The sequence below is a fragment of the Anoxybacillus thermarum genome, assembly GCF_000836725.1.
In the GTDB taxonomy this organism is placed as follows: Bacteria; Bacillota; Bacilli; order Bacillales; family Anoxybacillaceae; genus Anoxybacillus; species Anoxybacillus thermarum.
On record NZ_JXTH01000015.1, the window covers coordinates 1 to 25,759 of the forward strand.

A 25,759-nucleotide genomic window follows, 5' to 3' on the forward strand; every position below is an offset into this window, starting at 1 on the left:
CCAAAAGGGCCGCCAACAAGACAGCGAACACCTTTTGAAGAGTTCTGACTAATTGTTCCTCCAGCTCTTTTAATAAAGGCCATTCTGTGGTAAAATGTTTCATGGACTCTCTCCCTCCTGTTTTATTGATGTTGGTCATCACCATCATAGCAGGGAGAGAGTCCTTTTTGCATGACATTTGCTTTTTTCTACCGCGCTTCGCTTGGTGGCCCCGACGAGCGTCGCGAACAAAAGTTCGCAACCCTCGTCGGGGAATCATTCCTGAATGTCACCCACAAATATTTTACTCACACAATAAAAATTTTGTCGTTTTTATCAAAAGTTTCAATCTTTAAAATATTCTTTGATCATTTCTTTTTTGAATAAAGATGTGATAATATAAGAAGGCTGTTTGTATATGAACGTATATGGAGGCAAGGGCGATGATGTATTTAGATAATAGCGCCACAACAAAACCGTTTCCAGAAGTGTTACAATCTTTTATGAAAGTAGCGAACGATTATTTCGGAAATCCGTCGTCGCTACATGGATTAGGCATGCAGGCAGAGCGATTGCTTACACAAGCAAGAGAACAAATCGCACGTCTGCTCGAGGTGAAACCGACCGAAGTGATTTTTACATCAGGTGGGACGGAAGGAAACAATTTAGCAATTAAAGGGGTTGCTTGGCAACACCAGCAACGTGGGCGGCATATTATTACAACAACGATTGAACATCCGTCCGTTACCGAAGCGTGTAAACAGCTTGAACAACTTGGCTTTCAAGTGACATATGTGCCCGTCGATGAACGTGGCATCGTTTCTCCAACACATATTGAACAAGCGTTGCGTGACGATACGATTCTCGTTTCTGTAATGCATGTCAATAATGAAGTAGGTTCCATTCAGCCAATTGAACAAATCGGGATGTTATTAAAAAAATATCCAAAAGTGCTTTTTCACGTTGATGGAGTACAAGGTGCGGCGAAGGTGCCGCTTCATTTAAAGCGCGCAAATGTTGATTTATATACGATATCTGCTCATAAATTTCACGGTTTAAAAGGAGCAGGCGTGTTATATGTGCGCGAAGGTGTACGCCTTTCTCCGCTTTTATCTGGCGGGGCTCAGGAAATGCAGTTGCGTTCTGGAACAGAAAATGTCGCTGCCATTGTAGCGATGGCGAAAGCGTTGCGATTGTCTGTTGAAAAGTATCACGAGGCCTCTGCTCGCCTTGAAGAAATGAAGCGAGCGCTTATCGAACGTTTACAAGCGATTGAAGACATTGTTGTTCATACCCCGTTTGAACAATCGGCTCCGCATATTATCCATTTTTCTTTAGAAGGAGTCAAATCAGAGACATTTGTGCATGAATTAGAAAAACAACATGTATATGTATCAACAACATCAGCTTGTTCATCTCGGAAAAAAGTGCCAAGCAAAACATTGTTAGCTATGGGAGTTGAAAAACCGCGAGCGGAGCGTTCCATTCGCATAAGCTTATCATACGAACAACAAATGGAGCACATCTCCATAATCGTTGAAGCAATTAAACGAGCATACGAACGATTAAAAATAGTAGCGAGGGGAACGAAATGACGTACGATCATATTGTAATTCGTTACGGTGAAATGTCGACAAAGGGAAAAAACCGTTTGCAATTTGTACGATGCTTAAAACGAAACATAGCGAAAAAATTAAAACATTTTCCAAACATTCAAATTGAAGCGTTGCGCGATCGGATGTACGTTCGTTTACATCATACACCACCGCAACCTGTCATTGAAAAATTGCAAGAAGTGTTCGGGGTTCAATCATTAAGTTTAGCGTTAAAAACGGAGAGCGATTTAGAAAAAATAAAAGAGGCAACGCTTTATTTTGTGAAACAATTTCCGCATGAAGGGAAAACGTTCAAAATATCCGCAAGAAGAGCGGATAAACAATTCCCGGTCACAACAAATGAATTAAACTATGAGCTTGGGAGTTATGTGTTAAAAAATACAACAGGTTTAACGGTCGATGTCCATCATCCCGACATTGATGTTCGTGTCGAAGTTCGAAAAGAAGGAACGTATATTACAGCGTACGACGTGCCGGGAGCGGGCGGTTTGCCTGTTGGAACAAGTGGGAAAGCGATGCTTATGCTTTCTGGTGGAATTGATAGTCCGGTAGCGGGATATTTAGCAATGAAGCGCGGCTTGCAAATTGAAGCAGTTCACTTTTTTAGCCCGCCGTTTACAAGTGAACGAGCAAAGCAAAAAGTCATTGACTTAGCTCAACGTTTGACGGAATTTGGCGGAACGATTCGCCTTCATATTGTGCCGTTTACGGAGTTGCAACAAGCCATTTATAAGCAGGTGCCAGAAAACTGTTCCCTCATTTCCACTCGTCGTGCGATGTTGCGCATTACAGATGAAATTCGCAAAAAGGAAAATGGACTAGCGATCGTGACGGGAGAAAGTTTAGGACAAGTGGCTAGCCAAACACTTGAAAGCATGGTTGTTGTCAACGATGTAACAACGACACCAATTCTTCGGCCACTTATTTCAATGGATAAAACGGAGATTATTGCAATTGCTGAACGAATTGGGACACATCATATTTCCATTCGTCCATATGAAGATTGTTGTACAATTTTTACTCCAAAAGCACCGAAAACGAAACCGAAAAAAGAGAAAATCATTCAATATGAACAGTTTTTACCTTTAGACGAAATGATTGCGGAGACGGTTGCTCGCGTCGAAACGATTACGTTGAAACCAGATCAACCATTGGATGAGCTCTTTTAGATGACGTATGAAATCCATTCGTTTTGCACAACATATAGGTGCGAGGGGGTGAAAACGAATGGCAAATCGAAATCGATTGCTCGTCCCTGGTGTGCAACAAGCGATTGACCAAATGAAATACGAGATCGCTCAAGAATTTGGTGTGCAGTTAGGTCCAGATACAACTGCACGAGCAAACGGTTCTGTCGGTGGCGAGATTACAAAACGTCTCGTGAAAATGGCAGAACAACAACTAAGTAGTCAAAATAAATAATAAACAAAACTCGGTAGCGCGTTCTACCGAGTTTTTTATCTTTTAAAAATTTTTTGAAAAGTTATACAAAACCACTCGATTTTTTTGTATAATTTTCTTGTATCATATGGTTAAGGGGGAGAGGGAAATGAATTTAATCGCACCAGAAAAGTATAATTTGACAAGTGAATTTGAAAAGTATGCAGATGATCCAAACCGAATCGCTTTAAAATGGGAAAGTGAAGCAGGAGAAACAAAAGAGCTTACATATGTTGAATTGATGAAACAGGCGAATAAAATTGCAAACGTTTTCGTTAGACATGGGTTACACAAAGGGGATAAAGTACTCGTTATGCTTCCGCGTTTGTTAGAGGCATATGCAGTATATATTGGAGCATTGAAAGCAGGACTTGTCGTTATTCCGAGCTCTGAAATGTTGCGCACAAAAGATTTACAATATCGCATTTCTCATGGGGAAGTAAAAGGAGTTGTTGCATATTTTCCATATATTGAACAATTTTCTTCGATTGAAGGTATGGAAAATATCGTTTCTTTTTCTGTTGGCGGTTCGACTGAGCGCTGGCTCGATTTGCATGACGAAATGGCAAAGCAAAGCGATACATTCATGACTGTAGAAACGTCGCGGGAAGATATGGCGTTTTTATCGTATACATCGGGAACGACAGGAAATCCAAAAGGTGTAGTGCACACGCACGCTTGGGCATATGCCCATTTACGAACAGCAGCAAAAAATTGGCTTTGTATTGAAGAAGGAAACCTCGTTTGGGCAACAGCAAGCCCTGGATGGCAGAAGTGGGTGTGGAGTCCATTTCTATCGACTCTTGGCTCTGGAGCGACAGGGTTTGTGTACTACGGTCGGTTTGAGCCGGAGAAATATTTACAGTTATTAGAGAAATATAACGTTAATGTGCTTTGTTGCACACCGACAGAATATCGTCTCATGGCTAAAGTCCCAACAATTTCCCAATATAAATTACCGCATTTGCATAGTGCTGTATCTGCTGGCGAACCGTTGAATCGTGAAGTGATCGATACGTTTGAGCGCTATTTTGGCGTTCAAGTTCGCGACGGATATGGACAGACAGAAAATACATTGCTTGTCGGAGTTATGAAAGGAATGAAAATAAAACCGGGATCGATGGGGAAGCCAACGCCAGGAAATCGTGTCGAAATTATTAATGAGTTTGGTGAGCCTTGTGCCGTTGGAGAAGTTGGAGATATTGCTGTTCATGTTGACACACCGGCTTTGTTTAAATGCTATTATAAGGATCCGGAGCGAACAGCGATGCAGTTCCGTGGGGAATATTATATTACTGGTGATAAAGCGAAAAAAGATGAAGAGGGGTATTTTTGGTTCGAAGGTCGTGGCGATGATATTATTATTAGCTCCGGCTATACGATTGGACCGTTTGAAGTAGAAGATGCGCTAGTGAAACATCCATTTGTGAAAGAATGTGCTGTTGTCGCTAGTCCAGATGAAATTCGGGGACACGTTGTTAAAGCGTTTATTGTATTGCGTGAAGGAGTAGATAAAAATGATCCGAATTTAATTCCGCAACTTCAAGAGCATGTAAAGCAGCTCACAGCGCCATATAAATATCCGCGCAAAATCGAGTTTGTCGACGATCTGCCAAAAACGACTTCTGGAAAAATTCGTCGTGTTGAATTGCGCGAACGTGAAATGAAAGCGATGCAAAAATAACATGTTCCGCTCCGATTCATTCGGAGCGGAAAAAAAGCTTGACGAACCAAAAAAAATTGTGTACTATTCTTTTTGAAATTTTCTTAAAATTAAGAAATATTTTTTATAAACTCTTTTGATAACGCTTACATTTTTGTTTTTTCGTTGTGTAAAGTCATAAAGATATAAAAACGTCCATAAAGTGTTATCGAAAGAGAGAAATAAAGAAAAAAGGGGGGAGTGAAGTGGGTATATTGAAAGTGCAAAACGTGTCCATTCGCTTCGGTGGTGTATTGGCGCTTGATTCGGTCTCCTTTGAAGTGAAAGAAGGAGAAATTTTTTCGTTGATCGGCCCAAACGGAGCAGGAAAAACGAGTATGTTGAACTGTATTAGCGGCCTGTATAAACCGACAGCGGGCGATATCTTTTTCAAAGATGAGCGCATTACACATGTGAAGCCACATAAACGGGCTGCTTTAGGCATTGCACGGGCGTTCCAAAATATTGAGTTATTTCCGCATTTATCTGTATTGGACAATCTTATGCTGGGCAGGCATGTGCGCATGAAAACAGGAGTGCTTGCCGGTGGATTGTACTGGGGGAAAGCGCAAAAAGAAGAAGTAGAGCATCGTTATAAAGTCGAAGAAGTGATCGATTTTTTAGAGCTCGAGCATGTGCGCAATGTGCCTGTTGGTACGCTATCTTACGGTCTACAAAAACGGGTAGAAGTCGGTCGTGCATTAGCGATGGAGCCTGATTTACTATTGCTTGATGAGCCGATGGCTGGCATGAACAACGAAGAAAAAGAAGACATGGCGCGTTATATTATTGATATTCACGAAGAAAAAAAGACGACAATTATTTTAATTGAACACGATATGGGCGTTGTGATGGATTTATCCAATCATATCGCTGTGTTAGATTTCGGAAAATTGATCGCGTACGGAACGCCAAAAGAAGTGCAAACAAATCCACGCGTCATAGAAGCATATTTAGGAGAAGAACATGCGGGATAAAGGGGGAGTTTTATGGAACAAATGACGTTTCCACAGCTATTAACTGCTCGTGCGCGACAAAAACCAACTCAAGTCGCTCTGCGCGAAAAAGATTACGGCATTTGGAACGAATACACATATAGAGACTACTATGAGCAAGTGAAAGCGCTCGCATTAGGGCTTGCTTCGCTCGGGTTTCGACGTGGCGATAAACTAGCTATTATCGGTGATAATCGACCTGAGTGGGTATTTAGCCAATTGGCAGCTCAAAGTTTAGGCGGCATTTCCGTTGGCATTTATCAAGAGTCGTTACCAAATGAATTGGCATATATTATCGACAATTGCGATGCGACGTTTGTCGTTGTTGAGGATCAAGAGCAAGTTGATAAAGTGTTAGAAGTTGAACAAGAGCTTTCAAAGGTGAAACATATCATTTACTACGATTCGCGCGGTATGCGGAACTATAAGCACGATAAATTATTGTATTTTCAAGATGTACAAACGCTCGGTCGCCAATTTGAACAAACGCACCCGACATATTTTGATGATGAAGTGCAAAAAGGATGTTATGATGATATTGCCATTTTATCGTATACATCTGGAACGACGGGCAATCCGAAAGGGACGGAACTTTCTTATCGCAACTTATTCGAAATGGCAAAAAACCTCGCAAAAATCGATCCACTTGACGAACAAGACGAATACCTTTCATTTTTACCGCTCGCTTGGATAGGCGAACAAATGATGACCATTTCAATGGCATTCCACTGCAACATTGTTGTGAACTTTCCAGAAGAACCTTCAACGGTGTTTGAAAATTTACGAGAGATTGGACCACACGTCATGTTTTCACCACCGCGCATTTATGAAGACATCGTTTCAAAATTTCAAGTGCGCATTCAAGATGCGAGTTGGTTTAAACGAAAAATGTATGAATGGTGCAAGCCGATTGGAGAAAAAGTGGCAGAAGCTCATTTTACGAAAAGCGACGTTTCCTTTTGGACGAAGTGCTTGTATAAACTAGCTGATTATTTCGTTTTTAGCGCTGTTCGTGACCATTTTGGGCTGCTGCGCTTAAAGCGAGCGTATACAGGTGGCGCTCCGTTAGGTCCAGATGTGTTTCGCTTTTTCCATAGCATTGGAGTGAACGTAAAAAGTATCTACGGTCAAACAGAAGTATCAGGAATTGCGATCGTTCATCGCGATGGGGACATTAAAGTAGATAGCGTTGGCATGCCAATCCCAGAAACAGAAGTGAAAATTTCTGAGCAAGGCGAAATTTTGTTAAAAAGCCCGAGCGTGTGTTGTGGCTATTACAAAAACGAAAAGGCAACGAGAGAGACGATCGAAGACGGCTGGCTTCATACAGGTGATGCGGGGTATGTAGATGAATCGGGCCATTTGTATGTTATTGATCGTTTAAAAGATGTTATTCGTTTACAAACAGGTGAGATGTTTTCGCCACAATTTATTGAAAATAAACTGAAATTTAGCCCTTACATTCAAGAAGCGGTCGCCATTGGTCGCGATCGTCCGTACGTTGTGGCGATCATTAATATCGATATGGCTAATGTCGGGAGATGGGCGGAGAAAAATCAGCTTGTGTATACGACATATTCCGATTTGTCCGCGAAACAAGAAGTTATTCAACTCATTCAAGAACAAGTGAACGAAATTAATCAATCGTTGCCAGAGAAGGCGCGTGTGAAAAAGTTTGTTTTGCTTTATAAAGAACTTGATGCGGACGATGAAGAATTGACGAGAACGAAAAAAGTGCGCAGGCAATTTATTGCTAAAAAATATGCCTCACTTATTGAAGGGATGTACTCAGAAACGGATCACATTGATGTAGAAGGAACAATTAAATATCGTGATGGCAAAGAGCAAGTCATTAAAACGACGTTAAAAATCGTCTCGATTGATGAAGGGGAGGGAGCAGCGTAAATGGCTTTTTTCTTGCAAATGCTTGTCACTGGTGTCGTTGTTGGAAGCGTATATGCGCTCGTTGCGCTAGGGTTTGTGCTCATTTACAAATCGAGCGATGCTATTAACTTTGCACAAGGTGAATTTTTGCTCATCGGAACGTACGTTTGTTTGACGCTTGTGGCTAGCTATAACGTTCCGTTCATTGCTGCCTTGTTGCTTGCTTTAGCGTTTAGCGCGTTGCTTGGTTGGAGCGTAGAAAAAGTTGTGTTGCGTCCTTTCATTGGAAAACCAGTGATTTCTATGATTATGGCAACGATCGGATTATCGAGCGTACTTGCAGGAATCGTTCATATTATTTGGGGACACGAAACGCGCGTATATCCACCTGTTTTTTCAGAAAAACCGTTGCAGTTCGGAGAAGTCATTATCGCACCTGTATACGCATGGTCGTTTGTCATTGTTATGATTTGGCTCATGATTTTTACTTTGTTTTTCAAATATTCGCGGTTTGGAATTGCAATGAGAGCGACAGCAGACGATCAACAAGCAGCTTTGTCTATGGGGATTAGCGTAAAAACAATTTTTGCGATTGCTTGGGCAATTGCGGCTATCGTATCAGCTGTTGGCGGGGTGTTATTAGGAAATATTAACGGAGTCAACTCTTCGCTTTCACTAATCGGATTAAAAGTGTTACCTGTCGCTATTTTAGGTGGGCTTGATAGCATCCCGGGGGCGATCATTGGCGGTATTTTAATCGGGATTATTGAAAGTATGACAGGAGGATATTTAGACCCGCTTGTCGGTGGGGGGTTGAAAGAAGTGATCCCGTTTGTCATCCTCGTCATCATTCTAATGGTTAAACCATATGGACTATTTGGAAAGAAAGAAATTGAGAGGGTGTGAGAAATGGTGCGAAACCCGTTTGTGATGCAATGTGGTGAATTTCATGTTGATTATAAGCAAGATATGGCCATTTGGAAAATTGCTCGCGTGCGTTGGCGTATTTTTATGATTGTAGCGCTATTTGCTCTTTTTCCTATGGTCGCGACAGACTATGTAGTCGGTTTGGCGACATTATGTGGGATTGCAGCTATTGGTGCGATCGGATTAAATATTTTAACGGGCTTTACTGGTCAAATTTCGATCGGGGTTGGTGCATTTTTAGGAGTGGGCGGATATACGTCAGCCATCTTAACAACAAAGTTAGGGCTTAGCTTTTGGATTGCTTTCCCACTTGCTGGGTTAACTACTGCGCTTGTCGGTGCTCTGTTTGGGATCCCGTCTTTGCGTTTAAAAGGGTTATATTTAGCCATTGCCACGTTGGCAGCGCAAGTCATCATTTTGTTTGTCATTTCAAGGTGGGATTCGTTAACGGGGGGGACAGCTGGGCTCGTATTGAATCGTCCCCAAATCGGTTCATTTACGTTTATGAGTGAAACGAGCTATTACTATTTAATGTTCGTCGTTTTACTTATCACAATCGTCTTCTCACTTAACTTATTTCGCACGCGTGTCGGGCGGGCGTTCATTGCCATTCGCGATCGCGATATTGCTGCAGAAGTGATGGGCATTGATTTGTTTAAATATAAAGTGCTTGCCTTTTTCGTTAGCTCGTTTTTCGTCGGCATTGCTGGAGCGCTTCTTGGTCATTACACGATGATTGTAAGCCCTGAGCTTTACAGCATTTCTGTTTCAATTGAATATTTGGCCATGATTTTAGTTGGTGGTTTAGGAAGTGTATTTGGCTCATTGTATGGGGCTGTGTTTATTACGCTTATGCCTGTTGTTCTACGAAGTGTTGTAGATGTATTGAGCGGCACATTTCCTGGATTAGAGGGAGTGCTTGTTGGGATGAAGGAAGTCGTTTTTGGAGCTGTGATCATTTTATTTCTCGTGTATGAGCCAGATGGGTTAAATAAAATTTGGTCAAATATAAAAAATTATTTCCGCCTCTGGCCATTTTCTTATACGAAGTAGTATAAAGCGGGATATCCGCTTTATATACAAACAAAAAACATAAGGGGGATGAATGAATGAAGAAAAAAGGTGCACTACTCGCTACATTGCTTCTCGGGGCAAGCATGTTATTCGGGTGTTCAGGAGGTGACAAAACAGCGACAGAACCGGCAAAAGAAGGAGGAAAAGAACAAGGAACGATTAAAATTGGTGCATTGTTTGATATTACAGGCGCAACGGGAGATGTTGGTACACCGTATGCTGAAGGAGAAAAAGCGTACATTGAATACATTAACTCAAAAGGTGGGGTAAACGGCTATAAAATTGAGCTTATCGGACAAGATTATGCTTATAAAATTCCTGAAGCGCAAAAGCTGTATCAAAAATATAAAGCGAGCGATAAAGTGTCGGCGATTTTAGGATGGGGAACAGCCGATACTGAAGCGTTGCGCCAACAAGTTGCAGCAGATAAAATACCATTTTTTTCAGCTTCTTATTCAGAAAATTTAAAAAATATAAAAGAAAGCCCATACAACTTTTTAACAGCGGCGTCTTACTCTGATCAAGCACGCTCCGTACTTCGTTGGATTAAAGAAAATCATACAGGTGGCACGCCAAAAGTTGCGCTTATTTACAATGACACGGCATTTGGAAAATCACCAATTCAAGATGCAAAAGACTTTGCGAAAGAAATTGGTGTAGAGATTGTGGATGAACAAATTGTTGACTTAAAAGCGCTTGATGCGACATCTCAACTATTGAACATGAAGAAAAAAGCACCGGATTATGCGATTATTCAACAAACATGGGGCGCGACAGCAACGATTTTAAAAGATGCGAAAAAATTAGGCATTGACACGCAATTTATTGGTTTAAACTGGACAACTGGTGAAGGATTACTCCCGATTGCAGGAGATGCGGCAGAAGGATTTATCGGTGTGGTGACACATGCGTTTCCATATGAAGATTTACCAGGGATGGCTGAAGTGAAAGAGTATTTAGCAACCAAGGGTGAAAAATTAGAGGACAAAAACCAAAAATTTATTCAAGGATGGGTTACAGCGAAAATTTTAGTAGAAGGAATTAAGCAAGCGGATGATCCAACGACGGGAGAAGGCATTCGTCAAGGATTAGAAAAATTAAAAGATCTTGATTTAGGCGGCTTAGCTGCACCAGTTACGTTTACAGCTGATAATCATGCAGGAACGAATCAAATTCGTTTAGCGAAAGTTGAAAACGGACAGTTTAAGGTGTTTACAGACTACTTCGGATATTAAAGTGAATGAAAGGGTGTTTTCAACAGGAAGCACCCTTTCGCTTTCAGAAAGGGGGAGACGAATGCTTACGTTAAACAATGTGGAAGTGATGTATAACCGCGTTATTCTCGTGTTAAAAGGTATGTCAATGGTTATTCCAGAAGGTAAAATTGTTGCGTTGCTCGGGAGTAACGGAGCAGGAAAAACAACAACGTTAAAAGCCATTTCGGGATTACTAAGAAGTGAAGATGGCGAAGTAACAGATGGATATATTGAGCTATATGGGGAACGAATCGAGGGAAAAGATGCAGAAGAAATTGTAAAAAAAGGGATTTTTCAATGTATGGAAGGAAGACGCGTGTTTGAACATTTGACGGTAGAAGAAAATTTAATCGTCGGTGCTCATACGCGAAAAGATCGCCACAATATTAAAGCAGATTTACAAAAAGTGTATCATTACTTTCCAAAGCTTCATATGTTACGCCATCGCCAAGCAGGATATTTATCGGGGGGAGAACAGCAAATGTTAGCAATTGGTCGCGGCATGATGGCAAAACCAAAAATTTTACTGCTCGACGAACCATCGTTAGGAATTGCCCCGTTGCTTGTGAAAGAAATTTTTTCGATTATTAAGCGAATTAATGAAGAAGAAGGAACGACAATTCTCGTCGTCGAACAAAATGCGAACATCGCTTTATCGATTGCGCACTACGGATATATTATGGAAAATGGCCGCATCGTAATGGACGGTCCTGTCGAGAGATTACTTGAAAATGAAGATGTAAAAGAATTTTACCTCGGGATGAGCGAAAAAGGGCGTAAAAATTATCGAGAAGTGAAGTCGTATAAACGGAGAAAGCGGTGGTTGTAATGGAAAGATGGAAATCGTTTTTGATTGAAGTGTATGAGCGGTCTACGGCATTGCGCGAGCGATTAGACGCTGAAAACATCAATCCACATGAATTAGAAACGATTGAGCAACTGAGTCGCATTTCGGTATTGAAAAAAGAACAATTACCTCTTTTACAAAAACATGAGTTGCCATTCGGAAATATGATTACAAGACGTCCTAATGAATTAGCGCGCATATTTATGTCTCCAGGACCGATTTACGATCCACAAGGAGAAGATCAAGATGAATGGGGATTTTCAGAAGCGCTTCGAGCCGCTGGATTTACAAGCGATGATATTGTGCAAAATACGTTTTCATATCATTTATCCCCAGCAGGTTTTATGTTTGATAGTGCTCTTCGCCGTATCGGTGCAACCGTCGTGCCGGCAGGACCAGGCAATCGTGAATTGCAAGTGCAGCTTATGAATGATTTGCAAGTGACTGGATATGTTGGTACACCAAGTTTTTTACATTTATTGTTGCAGTACGCAGATGAAAAAGGAATACATGTCACGGTGAAAAAGGCGTTTTTTACTGCAGAAAAGTTAACAGAAAACATGCGCGACCAGTTTGAACAACGAGGTATTCATGTTTTTGAAGGATATGGAACAGCTGATTGCGGTTGCATTGCATTTGAGGATCGTCAAGGACCAGGTTTGAAAATTAGTTCGCGAGCTATCGTTCAACTGTGTGATCCGATTAGCGGAGTACCGCTTGATGAGGAGGGGGAAATAGTTGTTACGATATTCGATCGCACGTATCCGCTTGTTCGCTTTGGCACGGGAGATGTGTCGCGTTGGGTCGATGGGTACAAAGGCGAACGGATTGTCGGTGTGCTCGGACGTGTCGGAACAAGCGTGAAAGTGAAAGGGATGTTTGTGCATGAGCAACAGTTGAAACAAGTCATGGCTGATGTAGGATGCTCGCTATTTCAAGCAGTAGTAACAAATGAAGATGGTCATGATCAGTTGACGATTTACACCGAAAAAGAGCTTAATGAAGAAGCGAAACAAAAAATAAAAAACGTTATTCGTGTGACACCGACATTTGTTTCCATTGATCATGTAAATGAGAGGGAGCGGTGTCTCATCGATCAAAGAAAATGGTAAAAAGAGGCGTAATGCCTCTTTTTACAAAAATGTCCGCTTTACTTTTTCCCAGAAAGAGTTATCTTTCAGTTTGACTGTTTTAATCACTTTTCCACTCAATGCAATATCAATTTTTTCGATATGTTGAATGCTTAGTGCTTCATTATCCATACCGATAATTGGATAGTCGTTTCCGTCTTGTACCACTTTTAATGTCAACTTGCGATTCCCGCTTAAAATAAATGATGAACCGAGCGTGCGATAACGATTATTGTTTAGTGATGCTAATTCGCTTACTTGAAAGCACGGAAGCATTGGATCCACGACTGCCCCATTAACCGATTTATTGTAAGCTGTGCTTCCAGTAGGTGTAGCAATGATCATTCCGTCGCCTCGGAATGTTTCAAAATGCAAATTGTCGATAAATACGTCCATGACAAACGTTTTAATAATACTTGAACGAATCGTACATTCATTTAAACAATAAAATGACGTAGAATCATTGACTGTCACATAAATCGTTGGATATTTACGCACTTCGATTTGTTCCGTTTTCATCGCCTCAATCATTTTTTCTGTATCGTGAATATGAAAATCACAATACATACTTAACGATCCTGATGTTGAAATGCCAGCATATAAACAATCGTCGCGAAATCCTGTTTTTCGAACCGCTTGTAGAAACGTCCCATCTCCACCGACGCTTACAATAATGTTTGCATGTTTTGCATTATCCACGACTTCAAATTCATACTGTTTGGCAAGTTGAATAAGAGGTTCTACTTGTTTTGTCGTTTCTTCATCGTGCTTATGAAAGAAGTACATGCGATTACGGCGTTCAGTCATCGTTTTCCCTCCGTTAAAATGTCCTCACGTTTATTTTATCATTTATTTTCCATTCATAGCGAATTTATTCGTTTAATTTTGCTCATTTTTGTCGAAAATGTCATCGGGAAGGAAGTGAAAAACCGATGATTTTCGTGATTGCCATCATCTTTATTACCTTCTTAGCGATTATTCCTTTTCTATATGTGCGAATCACCATTCAATTTCAACATACCCAAGACGATGATCAATTAACAATACATATTCGCCTTCTTCGTTTTCTTCGTTATCGTTTTACTGTTCCACTCATTGAAATATCAAAAAGGGAAGCCGGATTAGTGACAGAGCAAAAAACAAATACAGGGAAAGATGAAAAAACGACATTTACTGTTACTGATGCGCGCCAACGTGTCGCACAAATCAAACGGTGGTTAAATGACATCGTTCATTTACATACGATTATAAAAAAATTTTTACAAAAAGTTTCGGTTTTACAGTTTCAATGGCATACGCAAATCGGCGTCGGAGATGCGGCAAAAACAGCGCTGCTCGTCGGGATCGGTTGGTCGGTTAAATATTACATGGTGGCAATAATGAGCAAATATATGCATGTTTGTAGCACTCCTTCCATTTCTATTGTTCCTTTTTTTCAAGGCGCATTATCGCGTACATCGTTTACATGTATGGTTCGATTTCGAATCGGTTATGCTATATTAGCAGGACTGAAGGTCGTAAAACATTGGAAAAAAGATGCAAAAGTTTCTAGGAGGAATGAAAATGAATGGACATCCGATTGAAGGATTAATGACGACAGCGATGGAAAATTTAAAACAAATGATTGATGTCAATACGATTATCGGTGATCCGGTCGAGACACCTGATGGAAGCGTCATCTTAACTGTATCGAAAGTCGGTTTCGGCTTTGCAGCAGGTGGTAGCGAGTTTATGTTGAATCATGGCGATGAACAACAAAAAGAAGCCCATCCATTTGGTGGCGGAAGTGGTGGGGGTGTATCAATTACACCGATTGCTTTTTTAATTGTGAACAGTTCAGGCGTAAAGCTATTACATGTAGATGAAAGCACGCATTTATACGAGAAAATTTTAGATCTCGCCCCGCAAGCGATCGAAAAAATTCAACAAATGTTTGAGAAAAAAGAAAAGCCGAAGCCACAACATAACGAAGCAACAGATTTTGATATTTAGTCTCAATCGAAATAATTGAATTTTTCATCTAATTACGTTATGATGAGCCTGTATCTTATAATAAAGAGGAGGCTTACTATGGCGAAGGTTACATTTAAAGGAAATCCTGTCACATTAGTCGGTCATGAAGTGAAAGTCGGTGATGCAGCTCCGAATTTTACTGTGCTTGCTAACGACTTATCGCCGGTGACATTAGATGATACAAAAGGATTTGTTCGTTTAATTAGCGTGGTGCCATCGATTGATACAGGAGTTTGTGATGCACAAACACGTCGCTTTAATGAAGAAGCAGGAAACATTGAAGGAGTAAAAGTGTTAACGATTAGCGTTGATTTGCCATTTGCTCAAAAACGTTGGTGCGCGGCAAATGGATTAGAAAACGTTGTTACATTATCTGACCATCGTGATGTATCATTTGGCCAAGCATACGGTGTGCTCATTCAAGAGTTACGCTTACTCGCTCGTGCTGTATTTGTCGTTGATCGTAATGATCGCGTTACATATGTTGAGTACGTATCAGAAGCAACAAATCATCCAAACTACGAAGCAGCGATCGAAGCAGCAAAACAAGCGGCTCAACAATAATTGTTTGAGGCTATCTCAAAAAGGGATAGCCTTTTTCGTTTATATTTTTTAAAATAAAATGTCGGACCGAAAGGAGTGAAACACATTGGAAAAGCTATTTGTAGTCATCGATGAAACGGCGACATGGTTGCAAGAGGAGTTAAAATGTTCGTATTTAGAAGCCGTCGCAGAAACAGGTGAAAACTTATTTCATGGAGATGTTTTACAAGAAGAAGTAAACGAGTTGTTAAAAAAGCGGTTGAAAAAGGCGTACGCTTCCGTCAGTTTGGATGATTGGAAAAATGAACACATTCGTAAAGCATTACAATTGGCGATGTTAAAAGGAATGAAACAATATGTACAGCCCCATCATCAAATGACACCAGATGCTGTATCGGTATTTATCGGTTATTTAGTTGATGAATTTACAAAAACATATTTTTCGCTATCCATTCTCGATCCTGCTGTTGGAACAGGAAATTTGATGACGGCTGTGTTGAATCAACTCACGAATAAAAAAGTAAAAAGCTACGGAGCAGATGCGGACGATTTACTATTGAAACTTGCTTATGTCAATGCAAATTTACAACAACATGAAATTCAATTTTTCCATCAAGATAGTTTAAAGCCATTGTTTATTGAACCGGTCGATGTAGTCGTATGCGATTTGCCGATCGGATATTATCCAGACGATGAACATGCCAAATCGTTTCGTTTACATGCTGAAACTGGTCATTCGTATGTCCATTATTTATTTATTGAACAAAGCATTCGTTATACGAAAGAAAGCGGATATTTGTTTCTCCTCGTCCCAAATACGCTTTTTACATCAGATGAATCAAAAAAATTGCATGCGTTGATTAAAGAGGAAACGTTTATTCAAGGCTTGTTGCAGCTTCCGCTTTCGATGTTTAAAAATGAAGCAGCAGCGAAAAGTATTTTTATTTTACAAAAGAAAGGTGCACATGCGAAAGCGCCAAAACAAGCATTGCTTGCACAACTTCCTAGCTTTTCAAATAAAGAGGCGATGCAAGCGATGGTCGTGAAACTCGAACAATGGCTGAAGGAAAATCGTTCATAACCTTCTGAATATAACAAATATGTGAAGAAAACGTTTTCGCGACGTTTGCGTACTTGAAAAGAGCGACGAACGACCCGTAAAATGAGAAACGTACCGATGAAATTCGAATATTTGCATACAATAATTGTGAACGATGTTAAAGGAGCTGTTTAGTCAAATGCCAAAAGTCATTGCGATCAATGCGGGAAGTTCTTCGTTAAAGTTTCAATTGTTCAACATGCCGAGTGAAGAAGTATTAACAAAAGGTGTGGTTGAGCGAATCGGTTTTGAAGATGCGATTTTTAATATTACAGTCAATGGAGAAAAAATAAAAGAAGTAACATCCATTCCAGATCATGCGGTTGCTGTGAAAATGTTGCTTGATAAGTTAATTGAGCTTGGCATTATTCAATCGTTTGATGAAATTGAAGGAATTGGCCATCGCGTTGTGCATGGTGGTGAAAAGTTTAGCGACTCTGTTTTAATTACAGATGAAACGTTAAAAGAAATTGAAGATTTATCAGATTTAGCCCCATTGCACAACCCAGCAAACGTTGTTGGTATTAAAGCGTTTCGCGAAGTGTTACCGAACGTACCAGCTGTGGCTGTATTCGATACAGCGTTCCATCAGACGATGCCAGAGCAGTCGTTTTTATATAGCTTGCCATACGAGTATTATGAAAAGTTTGGCATTCGTAAATACGGGTTTCACGGCACATCACATAAATATGTGACACAACGAGCAGCTGAGCTATTAGGACGTCCAATCGAGCAACTTCGTTTAATTTCTTGTCATTTAGGAAATGGAGCAAGTATCGCAGCTGTAGAAGGTGGAAAGTCAATTGATACGTCCATGGGCTTTACGCCGCTTGCAGGTGTAGCGATGGGGACACGCTCTGGTAATATTGACCCAGCGCTAATCCCATACATTATGCAAAAAACAGGAAAAACAGCAGAAGAAGTAATTGATATTTTAAATAAAAAGAGCGGTATGCTTGGCTTAACTGGTTTTTCAAGCGATTTGCGCGATATTGAAGAGGCGGCGGCAAAAGGCGATCAACGTGCCGAATTAGCGCTTGAAGTGTTTGCAGGGCGCATTCATAAATATATTGGTTCATACGCAGCGCGTATGTGTGGTGTCGATGCAATTATTTTCACAGCAGGTATTGGAGAAAATAGCGATGTCGTGCGTGCGAAAGTATTGCGTGGTCTTGAATTTATGGGCGTATACTGGGATCCGGCATTAAATAAAGTGCGCGGCAAAGAAGCGTTCATTAGCTATCCGCACTCGCCTGTAAAAGTATTAGTCATCCCAACGAATGAAGAAGTGATGATTGCCCGCGACGTCATGAGATTAGCGAACATAGCGTAAAAGAAGGTGTCCATACGGGCACCTTTTCTTATTGATGTATACGATTTGTTACCGTTTGATTCATTCGATACCAAATCCATAAATCGTTAATGATTGAAGCGAGAGCTGCAATTTCAAAGTTGAGCATGCATGAGCGGTTAAAATCGTTTTCTTCTCCGAGTTGTCTTTGCTTTTCATTAATTTGCTGTTCTAATTCAATAATTCGATCAGGAATTTTCCCACGAATCGTCTCCCACTCTAATAAAATTTCTGCTTGTTCCTCTTTTGTGTACATATCCCAAGCTTTTTCTAAATGTGGCAAGCGAATGCCAAGGCGTTCATCATATACAAAATGTGCGCTCATTTCGTTCTCCCATCCTTTTCATTTATTAATTCTTATTTTAATCAAAATAGTTATTGAAAAAAAGAAAAATAGCTGTTACATTATTAATATGCAAAATGAATAAATATTAAATAATAAGTATTTTTATTCTTTAGGGAGGAACGATCATGGCAAAACCAAAAGTAGTGCTCGCTTATTCTGGGGGTTTAGATACATCGGTAGCGATTAAATGGCTACAGGAACAAGGATATGATGTTGTAGCTTGTTGTTTAGATGTCGGAGAAGGAAAAGATTTAGAGTTTGTGAAAGAAAAAGCGTTGAAAGTTGGCGCTGTACAATCATATATGATTGATGCAAAGGAAGAATTCGCGGATGAATATGCGTTAATTGCTTTACAAGCCCATGCGCTATATGAAGGAAAATATCCGCTCATCTCTGCGTTGTCCCGTCCGTTAATTTCAAAAAAGCTCGTTGAAATTGCTGAATTAGAAGGAGCGGTTGCTGTGGCGCACGGCTGCACAGGAAAAGGGAATGACCAAGTGCGTTTTGAAGTATCGATTCAAGCGTTAAATCCGAACTTAAAAGTGATTGCGCCTGTTCGGGAGTGGAAATGGTCACGCGAAGAAGAAATTGAATATGCAAAGCAACATAACATTCCGATTCCGATCGATTTAGATAGCCCGTTTTCCATTGATCAAAACTTATGGGGAAGAAGTAACGAATGTGGCATTTTAGAAGATCCATGGGCAGCACCGCCAGAAGAAGCGTATGAATTAACGACTGCGCTTGAACATACACCGAATGAGCCAGATGTCATCGAAATTGGTTTTGAGCAAGGGGTGCCGAAAACGATTAACGGAAAAGCGTATTCGCTTGCAGAGCTTATTTTACAATTAAATGCACTAGCAGGAAAACACGGTGTCGGCCGCATCGATCATGTTGAAAACCGGCTCGTTGGCATTAAATCGCGTGAAGTGTACGAATGTCCTGGAGCGATGACGCTGATTAAAGCGCATAAAGAGTTAGAAGATTTAACGCTTGTAAAAGAAGTAGCCCATTTCAAGCCGATCATCGAGCAAAAAATTGCGGAAGTCATTTATAACGGTCTTTGGTTTTCCCCACTAAAAGACGCGCTTGTTGCATTTTTAAAAGAAACGCAAAAAAATGTTACAGGCGTTGTACGTGTGAAACTGTTTAAAGGTCATGCGATTGTAGAAGGGCGAAAATCTCCGTTTTCGTTATATGATGAAAAGTTAGCGACGTATACAGCAGAAGATGAATTCGATCATCAAGCGGCTGTCGGATTTATTTCTCTATTTGGCTTGCCTACAAAAGTATATAGCATCGTCAATGGAGAAAAGAAGGTGAACGTGTGAAAAAGTTATGGGGGGGACGATTTACAAAAACAGCAGCACAATGGGTCGATGACTTTGGTGCATCGATCCATTTCGATCAACAGCTCGTTGAAGAAGATATCGAAGGAAGTATCGCGCATGTGACGATGCTTGGCGAATGTGGCATTTTACCGAAAGAGGATGTCACAACGATCAAAAACGGATTAATGAAGCTATTAGAAAAAGCGAAAAAAGGGGAACTTTCTTTTTCTGTTGCTTATGAAGATGTTCATTTAAACATTGAAAAAATGTTAATAGATGAAGTTGGTCCTGTTGGTGGTAAGCTTCATACAGGGAGAAGCCGCAACGATCAAGTGGCGACAGATATGCATTTATATTTGCGAAAACGAGTGATCGAGATTATTGAACTCATTCGTCAGCTGCAGCGCGTGCTTGTCCAAAAGGCGGAACAACATATTGAAACGCTTGTCCCCGGCTATACGCATTTGCAACGGGCGCAGCCGATTTCGTTTGCCCATCATCTAATGGCGTACGTATGGATGTTTGAACGGGATCGCGAACGTTTTACCGAATCGCTCAAACGAATTAACAAATCACCCCTCGGTGCTGGGGCGCTCGCAGGGACTACGTTTCCGATCGATCGCCATTTAACAGCACAACTTCTCGGTTTTGATAGCATATATGAAAATAGTTTAGATGCGGTAAGTGATCGCGATTTTATTATTGAATTTTTAAGTAATAGCTCTATTTTAATGATGCATTTATCTCGTTTTTGTGAAGAGCTTATTCTTTGGTCGAGCCAGGAGTTTCAGTTTATTGAAATGGATGATACGTTTGCGACGGGAAGCAGCATTATGCCACAAAAGAAAAACCCAGATATGGCTGAGCTCATTCGCGGGAAAACGGGGCGAGTGTATGGAAACTTAATGGCTTTATTGACCGTTATGAAAGGGCTACCGCTTGCTTACAATAAAGATATGCAAGAAGATAAAGAAGGAATGTTTGATACTGTTCAAACGGTGATCGGTAGCTTAAAAATTTTTGCTGGTATGATTGAAACGATGACAGTCCGCACAGATGTGATGGAAAAAGCAACGAAACAAGATTTTTCAAATGCAACGGAACTAGCAGATTATTTAGCGAAAAAGGGTGTGCCGTTTCGCGAGGCGCATGAAATCGTCGGAAAACTTGTGCTGACATGTATTGAGCGAGGTGTTTTTTTAGCTGATTTACCGCTTCATGTGTATCAACAAGCTTCTCCTTTATTTGAGGAAGATATTTATGAAGCGCTCAATCCGTATACAGCTGTCAACCGTCGCACGAGCGCAGGAGGAACAGGGTTTACGGAAGTGAAACAAGCGATTGAGAAAGCAAAGCAAATGATAGAGGCATAAAAGCAAACGCTTTTATGCCTCTGTTTGTTCAGGTGTGCGTACGACGAGTACGTCGCATTTCGCATATCTTGTAATATGTTCGGAAACGCTTCCGATGAAAAATCGTTCTACAGCGCTCATTCCTGTGGCGCCACAAACAATTAAATCTACTTCATATTTCGGAGCGACTTCTTTCGAAATTTTTACTTTTGGGGAACCGTACTCAATATCTGTGACGACTTCTTTGACGCCCGCATCGACTGCTTGCTTTTCGTACGATTGTAGCAATTCTTTTGCGAATTTTTCCGCTCGTTCTGCCACTGTTCGATCGTATGCTTCGATCGTCGCGAACGAACGAACGTCGATAATGTGTGAAAGAACGAGTGAAGCATCGTTCCGTTTAGCAATTTCAATTGCTTTTTTAAACGCCCATTCTGCTTCTTTTGAGCCGTCGACTGCTACTAAAATTTTTTTGTACTTGTACATAAACACTCCCCCGATAAAAAATTTTCCTTCCAATTCAAGTATATCATTTTTTGTAAAACAAACACTACGTATTGTCGAAAAATTTATGACGAAAGGGGTAAAACGATGCGTGAAAAGGAACAAAAAGAACAATTGTATTACGATGAAAATGGAGTCGCAGAAGTGACCGAACAAATTACGGATGCATACATTAGTGGGGTTATTGAACAAGAAGATGAGCGAAAGAGGCGATAAAGCCTCTTTTGTTTCTCGTGGTAATCGAGCATAATATGTGTTTTCCTCCGTCTATTTGTAGTACGATAAACATAACAAAGCATGGATGGAGGGATAATGATGAGACATGCTATTGTGACAGCAGGAACGAAAGGGCTTGGCAAAAAAGTAACGGAACGCTTTTTAGACAAAGGCTATGCTGTCACTGTCCATTACCGAAGCGACATACAAGCTGTTGAAGCGTTGAAAGAAGCGTATCGTGATTGTCATGATCGCCTTCATTTTGTACAAGGGGATGTGACGAATAAAGAAGATTTAGTTCGTCTTGTAGATGAAGCGTTTGCCACATTCGGTCGCATCGATTATTTAATTCATAATGCAGGTCCTTACATATTTGAACGAAAAAAACTAGCTGATTATACGGATGATGAGTGGTATGAAATGATTGAAGGAAATTTAAGTGCGATGTTTCATTTGTTTAAGCGAGTTGTGCCAATTATGCGGAATCAACGTTTCGGACGCATTGTGACGTACGGTTTTCAAGGGGCAGATCATGCGCCAGGATGGATGTATCGATCAGCGTTTAGCGCAGCGAAAGTGGGGCTTGTCTCATTAACAAAAACGATTGCACTTGAAGAAGCAGAATACGGCATTACAGCAAATATGGTTTGTCCGGGAAATATTATTGGAGAAATGAAAGAAGCAACGATTGCATATGCTCGCCAGATGAAAGACGATATGACGCCAATTGGGCGTTCAGGAACAGGGGAAGATATTGCACGCGTCGTCGAATTTTTATGCGATGATTTTTCCGATATGATTACCGGAACAGTCATTGAAGTGACAGGCGGGCTTGATGTCATTCATCGTTATCGAAAATAGGCTGCCAACATGACAGCCTATATGATTTGTAGTTCTTTTGGATATGTCGTTAAAAGAAGCGGTCCTTTGTCGGTCATATAAATGTCATCTTCAATACGTACGCCACCGACGGAAGGAACGTAAATGCCAGGCTCGATCGTAAATACCATTCCAGCTTGAAGCGGCATGGTATTTGTTGCGTTCATCGATGGATATTCATGAACATCAATACCGAGCCCATGTCCGATTCGATGCGGAAAATACGCCCCGTACCCTTCTTGTTCAATTCGTAAACGAGCTGCCTTGTCAATGCTTCCGATAGATGTACCAATTTGACATGCATGAATAGCTTCTTGTTGCGCTTGTAAGACGATATCGTATATTTGCTTTTGTTGTTCAGTTGGCTTTCCAAAGACGACGGTACGCGTAATGTCAGAACAGTATCCGTCAAGTACGACACCGAGATCGAACAACACAAAATCACCCGATTGAATGCGATTCATTCCTGGGACACCATGAGGATGTGCGCTATTTGTTCCGGTAAGCACCATCGTATCAAACGCCATGGCGCGTACCCCTCGTTTTTTTAATTCGTACTCAATAGTAGCGATGATGTCCAATTCCGTTTTCCCTTCTTTTAGGGCACGAACACCGACATCGACACCGAAATCAGCTAATTCAGCTGCTTGCCGAAGCGTTTGTAACTCTTTTTCATCTTTCGTCATTCGTAGTTCATGGAGCGGATCAGTTAAGTCGAAAAACGACGCATGTGAAAAGCATGATTGTAGCTGCTCGAGACGACTTATCGTCATATGAGATGTTTCAATACCAATTCGTTCCGTTTGCACGTTTCGTCTGTTTAGTTCATCGCGCAACATATGCCAAGGATGATGCACATCATCATAGCTGACGATCGTATAAGCCCAACCGGCCTGTTTTGCTTGATTCGCATCCATCTCTGGACAGATGAGAAACGGTTCGTCATCCGGGAAGATCACAACGGCTAGTAGTCGTTCATGTGGATGGCTATAAAAGCCACTAAAATAAAAAACGTTTGCTGTTGATGTAATGAACGCCCATGATCCATTTTTTTCTTTCAGTTTTTGTTGGAGTTTGCTTATTCGCTCCATCATTTTCACTTCCTTTCTTTTTCAGATTATCACGGATAAAAAAAGAAGGAAATAGTACAGAAATGAAGAAACAAAATGATGTAAAAAACGGAGAAAGGAGAAGGAAAGATGAAGCTCACTTATCACGGACATTCTGTCGTTAAAATGGAGACGAACGGAAAAACGATTTTCATTGATCCGTTTATTACGGGCAACCCAATGACGGATTTAAAAGCAGAAGACGTTCACGTTGATGTAATTTTATTAACACATGGTCATAACGATCATGTCGGTGATACCGTTTCATTAGCGAAGCGAAACGACGCTCTTGTTATCGCTCCTTATGAATTAGCTACTTATTTAAGCTGGAAAGGTGTTCGTGTTCATCCGATGCATATCGGTGGATCATTTACGTTTGATTTTGGAAAAGTCAAATTGACGCAGGCGTTTCACGGCTCTAGTTATGTAGAAGAAAACGAAACGATCGTGTACACGGGCATGCCAAGTGGCATTTTGTTTCATGCCGAAGGAAAAACGATTTATCATGCCGGAGATACCGCGTTATTTTCTGATATGAAGCTCATCGGAGAAATGAATGACATTGATGTGGCATTTTTACCAATTGGCGATAATTTTACGATGGGACCAGAGGATGCGGCTGTTGCAGCGAGATGGTTGAAGGCGAAAATGGTTGTTCCTATCCATTACAATACTTTCCCTGTCATTCAACAAGATCCACAGCAGTTTGTGTCGATGATTGAGGGCGTTGGGCGCGTCTTGCATGTTGGTGAAAGTATTGAACTGTGAAAACGTTCATTGAATGCGATCATGGACACCCTTATAATAAGAGTAAGAAACTGTCGAAAAAGGGTGGGGCAACTTGACGATTACGAAGCACGAACAAATTTTACAATATATTGAGAGCTTACCGGTCGGAGAAAAAATATCTGTGCGCCAAATTGCCAAAGAAATGGGAGTAAGCGAAGGGACGGCTTATCGTGCCATTAAAGACGCTGAAATAAAAGGATATGTGAGCACGATTGAACGGGTCGGAACGATTCGGATTGAACAAAAAAAGAAAGAAAATATTGAAAAGTTGACGTATGCCGAAGTTGTCAATATCGTTGATGGGCAAGTGCTCGGAGGAAAAGAAGGATTACATAAAACATTAAATAAGTTTGTCATCGGTGCGATGAAGCTTGAAGCGATGATGCGATATACAGGGGCAGGGAATTTGCTGATTGTCGGAAACCGAACAAAAGCGCACGAATTAGCGCTTGAAGCGGGGGCAGGCGTTCTCATCACAGGTGGTTTTGATACAGAAGAACATGTGAAAAAGCTAGCGGATGAGCGCCAGTTGCCGATTATTTCGACAAGTTATGATACGTTTACGGTTGCCACAATGATTAACCGTGCCATTTATGACCAGTTGATTAAAAAAGAAATTGTTCTCGTTGAAGATATTTTGACGCCATTTGAAAAAACGGCATATTTGTATGTGACAGATCAAGTCGAACGGTGGTATGAGCTCAATCGTGAAACGAAGCATAGTCGTTTTCCGGTCATCGATCAACAATTAAAAGTGCAAGGGATTGTGACTGCAAAAGATGTAATGGGCTATGAGCGTGACGTGCTTATTGAGAAAGTGATGACGAAACATCCGATTACGGTAAGCGGAAAAACGTCAGTCGCTTCTGCTTCGCATATGATGGTGTGGGAAGGAATTGAAGTTTTGCCGGTCGTCGACGAATATAATCGACTGCAAGGAATTATTAGCCGTCAAGACGTATTAAAGGCATTGCAAATGGTGCAACGTCAACCGCAAATTGGTGAGACAATCGATGATATTGTCACAACTCAGTTTTTAACTGAAACGGTTGACGGTGTTTTCCGCTGCAACATTACTCCACAAATGACGAACCATTTAGGGACGTTATCATATGGGGTATTTACAACGATTGTAGCTGAAGCAGCGACGCGTGCGCTTCGCTTACATAAACGAGGTGACCTCGTCGTAGAAAACATCACCATTTATTTTATTAAACCTGTCCAAATTGATAGCGTCATCGACATTAAACCGAAGCTATTAGAAATAGGTCGTAAGTTTGGGAAGGTTGACGTCGAAGTGTTTAATGAAGGAACACTTGTCGGAAAGGCGTTAATGATGTGTCAGTTGCTTGAACGACAATAAGGCTGCATATA

Annotated in this window: 26 protein-coding genes; 22 read left to right on the forward strand and 4 right to left on the reverse strand. The window is 40.9% G+C overall.

Annotated features, from left to right (window positions below; genetic code table 11):
• Positions 1-422 precede the first annotated feature (422 nt).
• The 11 genes from LH47_RS05365 (at position 423) to LH47_RS05415 (ending at position 12,832) form a co-directional block, all read left to right on the forward strand.
• Positions 423-1,574 carry a cysteine desulfurase family protein gene (locus LH47_RS05365; protein ID WP_043965394.1) on the forward strand — a complete coding sequence of 384 codons (1,152 nt, stop codon included), beginning with the start codon at positions 423-425 and terminating at the stop codon, positions 1,572-1,574.
• The gene (thiI, locus tag LH47_RS05370) at positions 1,571-2,764 is read left to right on the forward strand and encodes a tRNA uracil 4-sulfurtransferase ThiI (RefSeq protein WP_043965395.1); all 1,194 of its coding nucleotides are present in this window, start codon (positions 1,571-1,573) and stop codon (positions 2,762-2,764) included. The genes LH47_RS05365 and thiI overlap by 4 nt, the downstream gene beginning before the upstream one ends.
• Before the next feature lie 58 nt (positions 2,765-2,822).
• On the forward strand, positions 2,823-3,017 hold the full coding sequence (locus LH47_RS05375; protein WP_009361549.1) for a small, acid-soluble spore protein, alpha/beta type: 195 nt from the start codon (positions 2,823-2,825) through the stop codon (positions 3,015-3,017).
• Positions 3,018-3,144: 127 nt separating this feature from the next.
• Complete coding sequence (gene mbcS / locus LH47_RS05380; protein WP_043965397.1) at positions 3,145-4,719, forward strand: acyl-CoA synthetase MbcS; 1,575 nt, start codon at positions 3,145-3,147, stop codon at positions 4,717-4,719.
• 224 nt (positions 4,720-4,943) lie between these two features.
• Positions 4,944-5,714, forward strand: a complete 771-nt coding sequence (locus LH47_RS05385; protein WP_043965399.1) for an ABC transporter ATP-binding protein — start codon at positions 4,944-4,946, stop codon at positions 5,712-5,714.
• Positions 5,715-5,726: 12 nt separating this feature from the next.
• On the forward strand, positions 5,727-7,637 hold the full coding sequence (locus tag LH47_RS05390; RefSeq protein ID WP_043965401.1) for an AMP-binding protein: 1,911 nt from the start codon (positions 5,727-5,729) through the stop codon (positions 7,635-7,637).
• The gene (locus LH47_RS05395; protein ID WP_043965402.1) at positions 7,638-8,522 is read left to right on the forward strand and encodes a branched-chain amino acid ABC transporter permease; all 885 of its coding nucleotides are present in this window, start codon (positions 7,638-7,640) and stop codon (positions 8,520-8,522) included.
• Between the two features lie 3 nt (positions 8,523-8,525).
• Positions 8,526-9,596: a branched-chain amino acid ABC transporter permease gene (locus LH47_RS05400; protein ID WP_200890849.1), complete on the forward strand. Its 1,071-nt coding sequence runs from the start codon at positions 8,526-8,528 to the stop codon at positions 9,594-9,596.
• A gap of 56 nt (positions 9,597-9,652) precedes the next feature.
• A complete protein-coding gene (locus tag LH47_RS05405; protein ID WP_043965403.1) occupies positions 9,653-10,852 on the forward strand; it encodes an ABC transporter substrate-binding protein in 1,200 nt (399 codons plus the stop codon).
• A gap of 61 nt (positions 10,853-10,913) precedes the next feature.
• Entirely contained in the window at positions 10,914-11,702 is a 789-nt protein-coding gene (locus tag LH47_RS05410; protein WP_009361542.1) for an ABC transporter ATP-binding protein, read from the forward strand.
• Entirely contained in the window at positions 11,702-12,832 is a 1,131-nt protein-coding gene (locus LH47_RS05415; protein WP_043965405.1) for a phenylacetate--CoA ligase family protein, read from the forward strand. Before LH47_RS05410 ends, LH47_RS05415 begins: the two co-directional genes overlap by 1 nt.
• A gap of 21 nt (positions 12,833-12,853) precedes the next feature.
• Here LH47_RS05415 and LH47_RS05420 read toward each other — a convergent pair whose 3' ends face one another.
• On the reverse strand, positions 12,854-13,657 hold the full coding sequence (locus tag LH47_RS05420) for an NAD kinase (protein WP_043965406.1): 804 nt from the start codon (positions 13,655-13,657) through the stop codon (positions 12,854-12,856).
• A 125-nt stretch (positions 13,658-13,782) separates the two neighbouring features.
• Here LH47_RS05420 and LH47_RS05425 point away from each other — a divergent pair, with 125 nt between their 5' ends.
• The 5 genes from LH47_RS05425 to LH47_RS05445 all read left to right on the forward strand — a co-directional run bounded on the left by LH47_RS05425 (position 13,783) and on the right by LH47_RS05445 (position 17,838).
• Positions 13,783-14,433 carry a DUF2953 domain-containing protein gene (locus LH47_RS05425; protein WP_043965408.1) on the forward strand — a complete coding sequence of 217 codons (651 nt, stop codon included), beginning with the start codon at positions 13,783-13,785 and terminating at the stop codon, positions 14,431-14,433.
• Positions 14,414-14,842 (forward strand): GerW family sporulation protein, encoded by a 429-nt coding sequence (ytfJ, locus tag LH47_RS05430; RefSeq protein ID WP_043965411.1) that lies wholly within the window; start codon positions 14,414-14,416, stop codon positions 14,840-14,842. The genes LH47_RS05425 and ytfJ overlap by 20 nt, the downstream gene beginning before the upstream one ends.
• 78 nt (positions 14,843-14,920) lie before the next feature.
• Positions 14,921-15,427: a thiol peroxidase gene (gene tpx / locus LH47_RS05435; RefSeq protein WP_009361537.1), complete on the forward strand. Its 507-nt coding sequence runs from the start codon at positions 14,921-14,923 to the stop codon at positions 15,425-15,427.
• A gap of 85 nt (positions 15,428-15,512) precedes the next feature.
• Entirely contained in the window at positions 15,513-16,487 is a 975-nt protein-coding gene (locus LH47_RS05440) for a class I SAM-dependent methyltransferase (protein ID WP_043965413.1), read from the forward strand.
• A 157-nt stretch (positions 16,488-16,644) separates the two neighbouring features.
• Complete coding sequence (locus tag LH47_RS05445) at positions 16,645-17,838, forward strand: acetate kinase (RefSeq protein WP_043965415.1); 1,194 nt, start codon at positions 16,645-16,647, stop codon at positions 17,836-17,838.
• Between the two features lie 28 nt (positions 17,839-17,866).
• Here the strand turns inward: LH47_RS05445 and LH47_RS05450 are convergent, their stop codons facing one another.
• Positions 17,867-18,181, reverse strand: coding sequence for a hypothetical protein (locus LH47_RS05450; protein ID WP_043965417.1), 315 nt, complete (start codon positions 18,179-18,181; stop codon positions 17,867-17,869).
• 146 nt (positions 18,182-18,327) lie between these two features.
• On the opposite strand from LH47_RS05450, the gene LH47_RS05455 reads away from it, so the two are divergent.
• Complete coding sequence (locus tag LH47_RS05455; protein ID WP_043965419.1) at positions 18,328-19,536, forward strand: argininosuccinate synthase; 1,209 nt, start codon at positions 18,328-18,330, stop codon at positions 19,534-19,536.
• Positions 19,533-20,909, forward strand: coding sequence for an argininosuccinate lyase (argH, locus tag LH47_RS05460; protein WP_043965421.1), 1,377 nt, complete (start codon positions 19,533-19,535; stop codon positions 20,907-20,909). Before LH47_RS05455 ends, argH begins: the two co-directional genes overlap by 4 nt.
• Before the next feature lie 12 nt (positions 20,910-20,921).
• On the opposite strand, the gene LH47_RS05465 is transcribed toward argH, so the two are convergent.
• Positions 20,922-21,374 carry a universal stress protein gene (locus LH47_RS05465; RefSeq protein WP_009361531.1) on the reverse strand — a complete coding sequence of 151 codons (453 nt, stop codon included), beginning with the start codon at positions 21,372-21,374 and terminating at the stop codon, positions 20,922-20,924.
• Positions 21,375-21,479: 105 nt separating this feature from the next.
• Between LH47_RS05465 and LH47_RS17085 the strand changes: the two genes are divergently transcribed.
• Entirely contained in the window at positions 21,480-21,608 is a 129-nt protein-coding gene (locus LH47_RS17085) for a hypothetical protein (protein WP_268751133.1), read from the forward strand.
• A 99-nt stretch (positions 21,609-21,707) separates the two neighbouring features.
• Positions 21,708-22,469: an SDR family oxidoreductase gene (locus LH47_RS05470; RefSeq protein WP_043965422.1), complete on the forward strand. Its 762-nt coding sequence runs from the start codon at positions 21,708-21,710 to the stop codon at positions 22,467-22,469.
• Positions 22,470-22,486: 17 nt separating this feature from the next.
• Here LH47_RS05470 and LH47_RS05475 read toward each other — a convergent pair whose 3' ends face one another.
• Positions 22,487-23,581, reverse strand: a complete 1,095-nt coding sequence (locus tag LH47_RS05475; protein ID WP_043965423.1) for a M24 family metallopeptidase — start codon at positions 23,579-23,581, stop codon at positions 22,487-22,489.
• Positions 23,582-23,686: 105 nt separating this feature from the next.
• On the opposite strand from LH47_RS05475, the gene LH47_RS05480 reads away from it, so the two are divergent.
• Positions 23,687-24,364: a metal-dependent hydrolase gene (locus tag LH47_RS05480; RefSeq protein WP_021093771.1), complete on the forward strand. Its 678-nt coding sequence runs from the start codon at positions 23,687-23,689 to the stop codon at positions 24,362-24,364.
• Between the two features lie 73 nt (positions 24,365-24,437).
• Positions 24,438-25,748 carry a CBS domain-containing protein gene (locus LH47_RS05485; RefSeq protein WP_043965425.1) on the forward strand — a complete coding sequence of 437 codons (1,311 nt, stop codon included), beginning with the start codon at positions 24,438-24,440 and terminating at the stop codon, positions 25,746-25,748.
• The last annotated feature ends 11 nt before the right edge of the window (positions 25,749-25,759 follow it).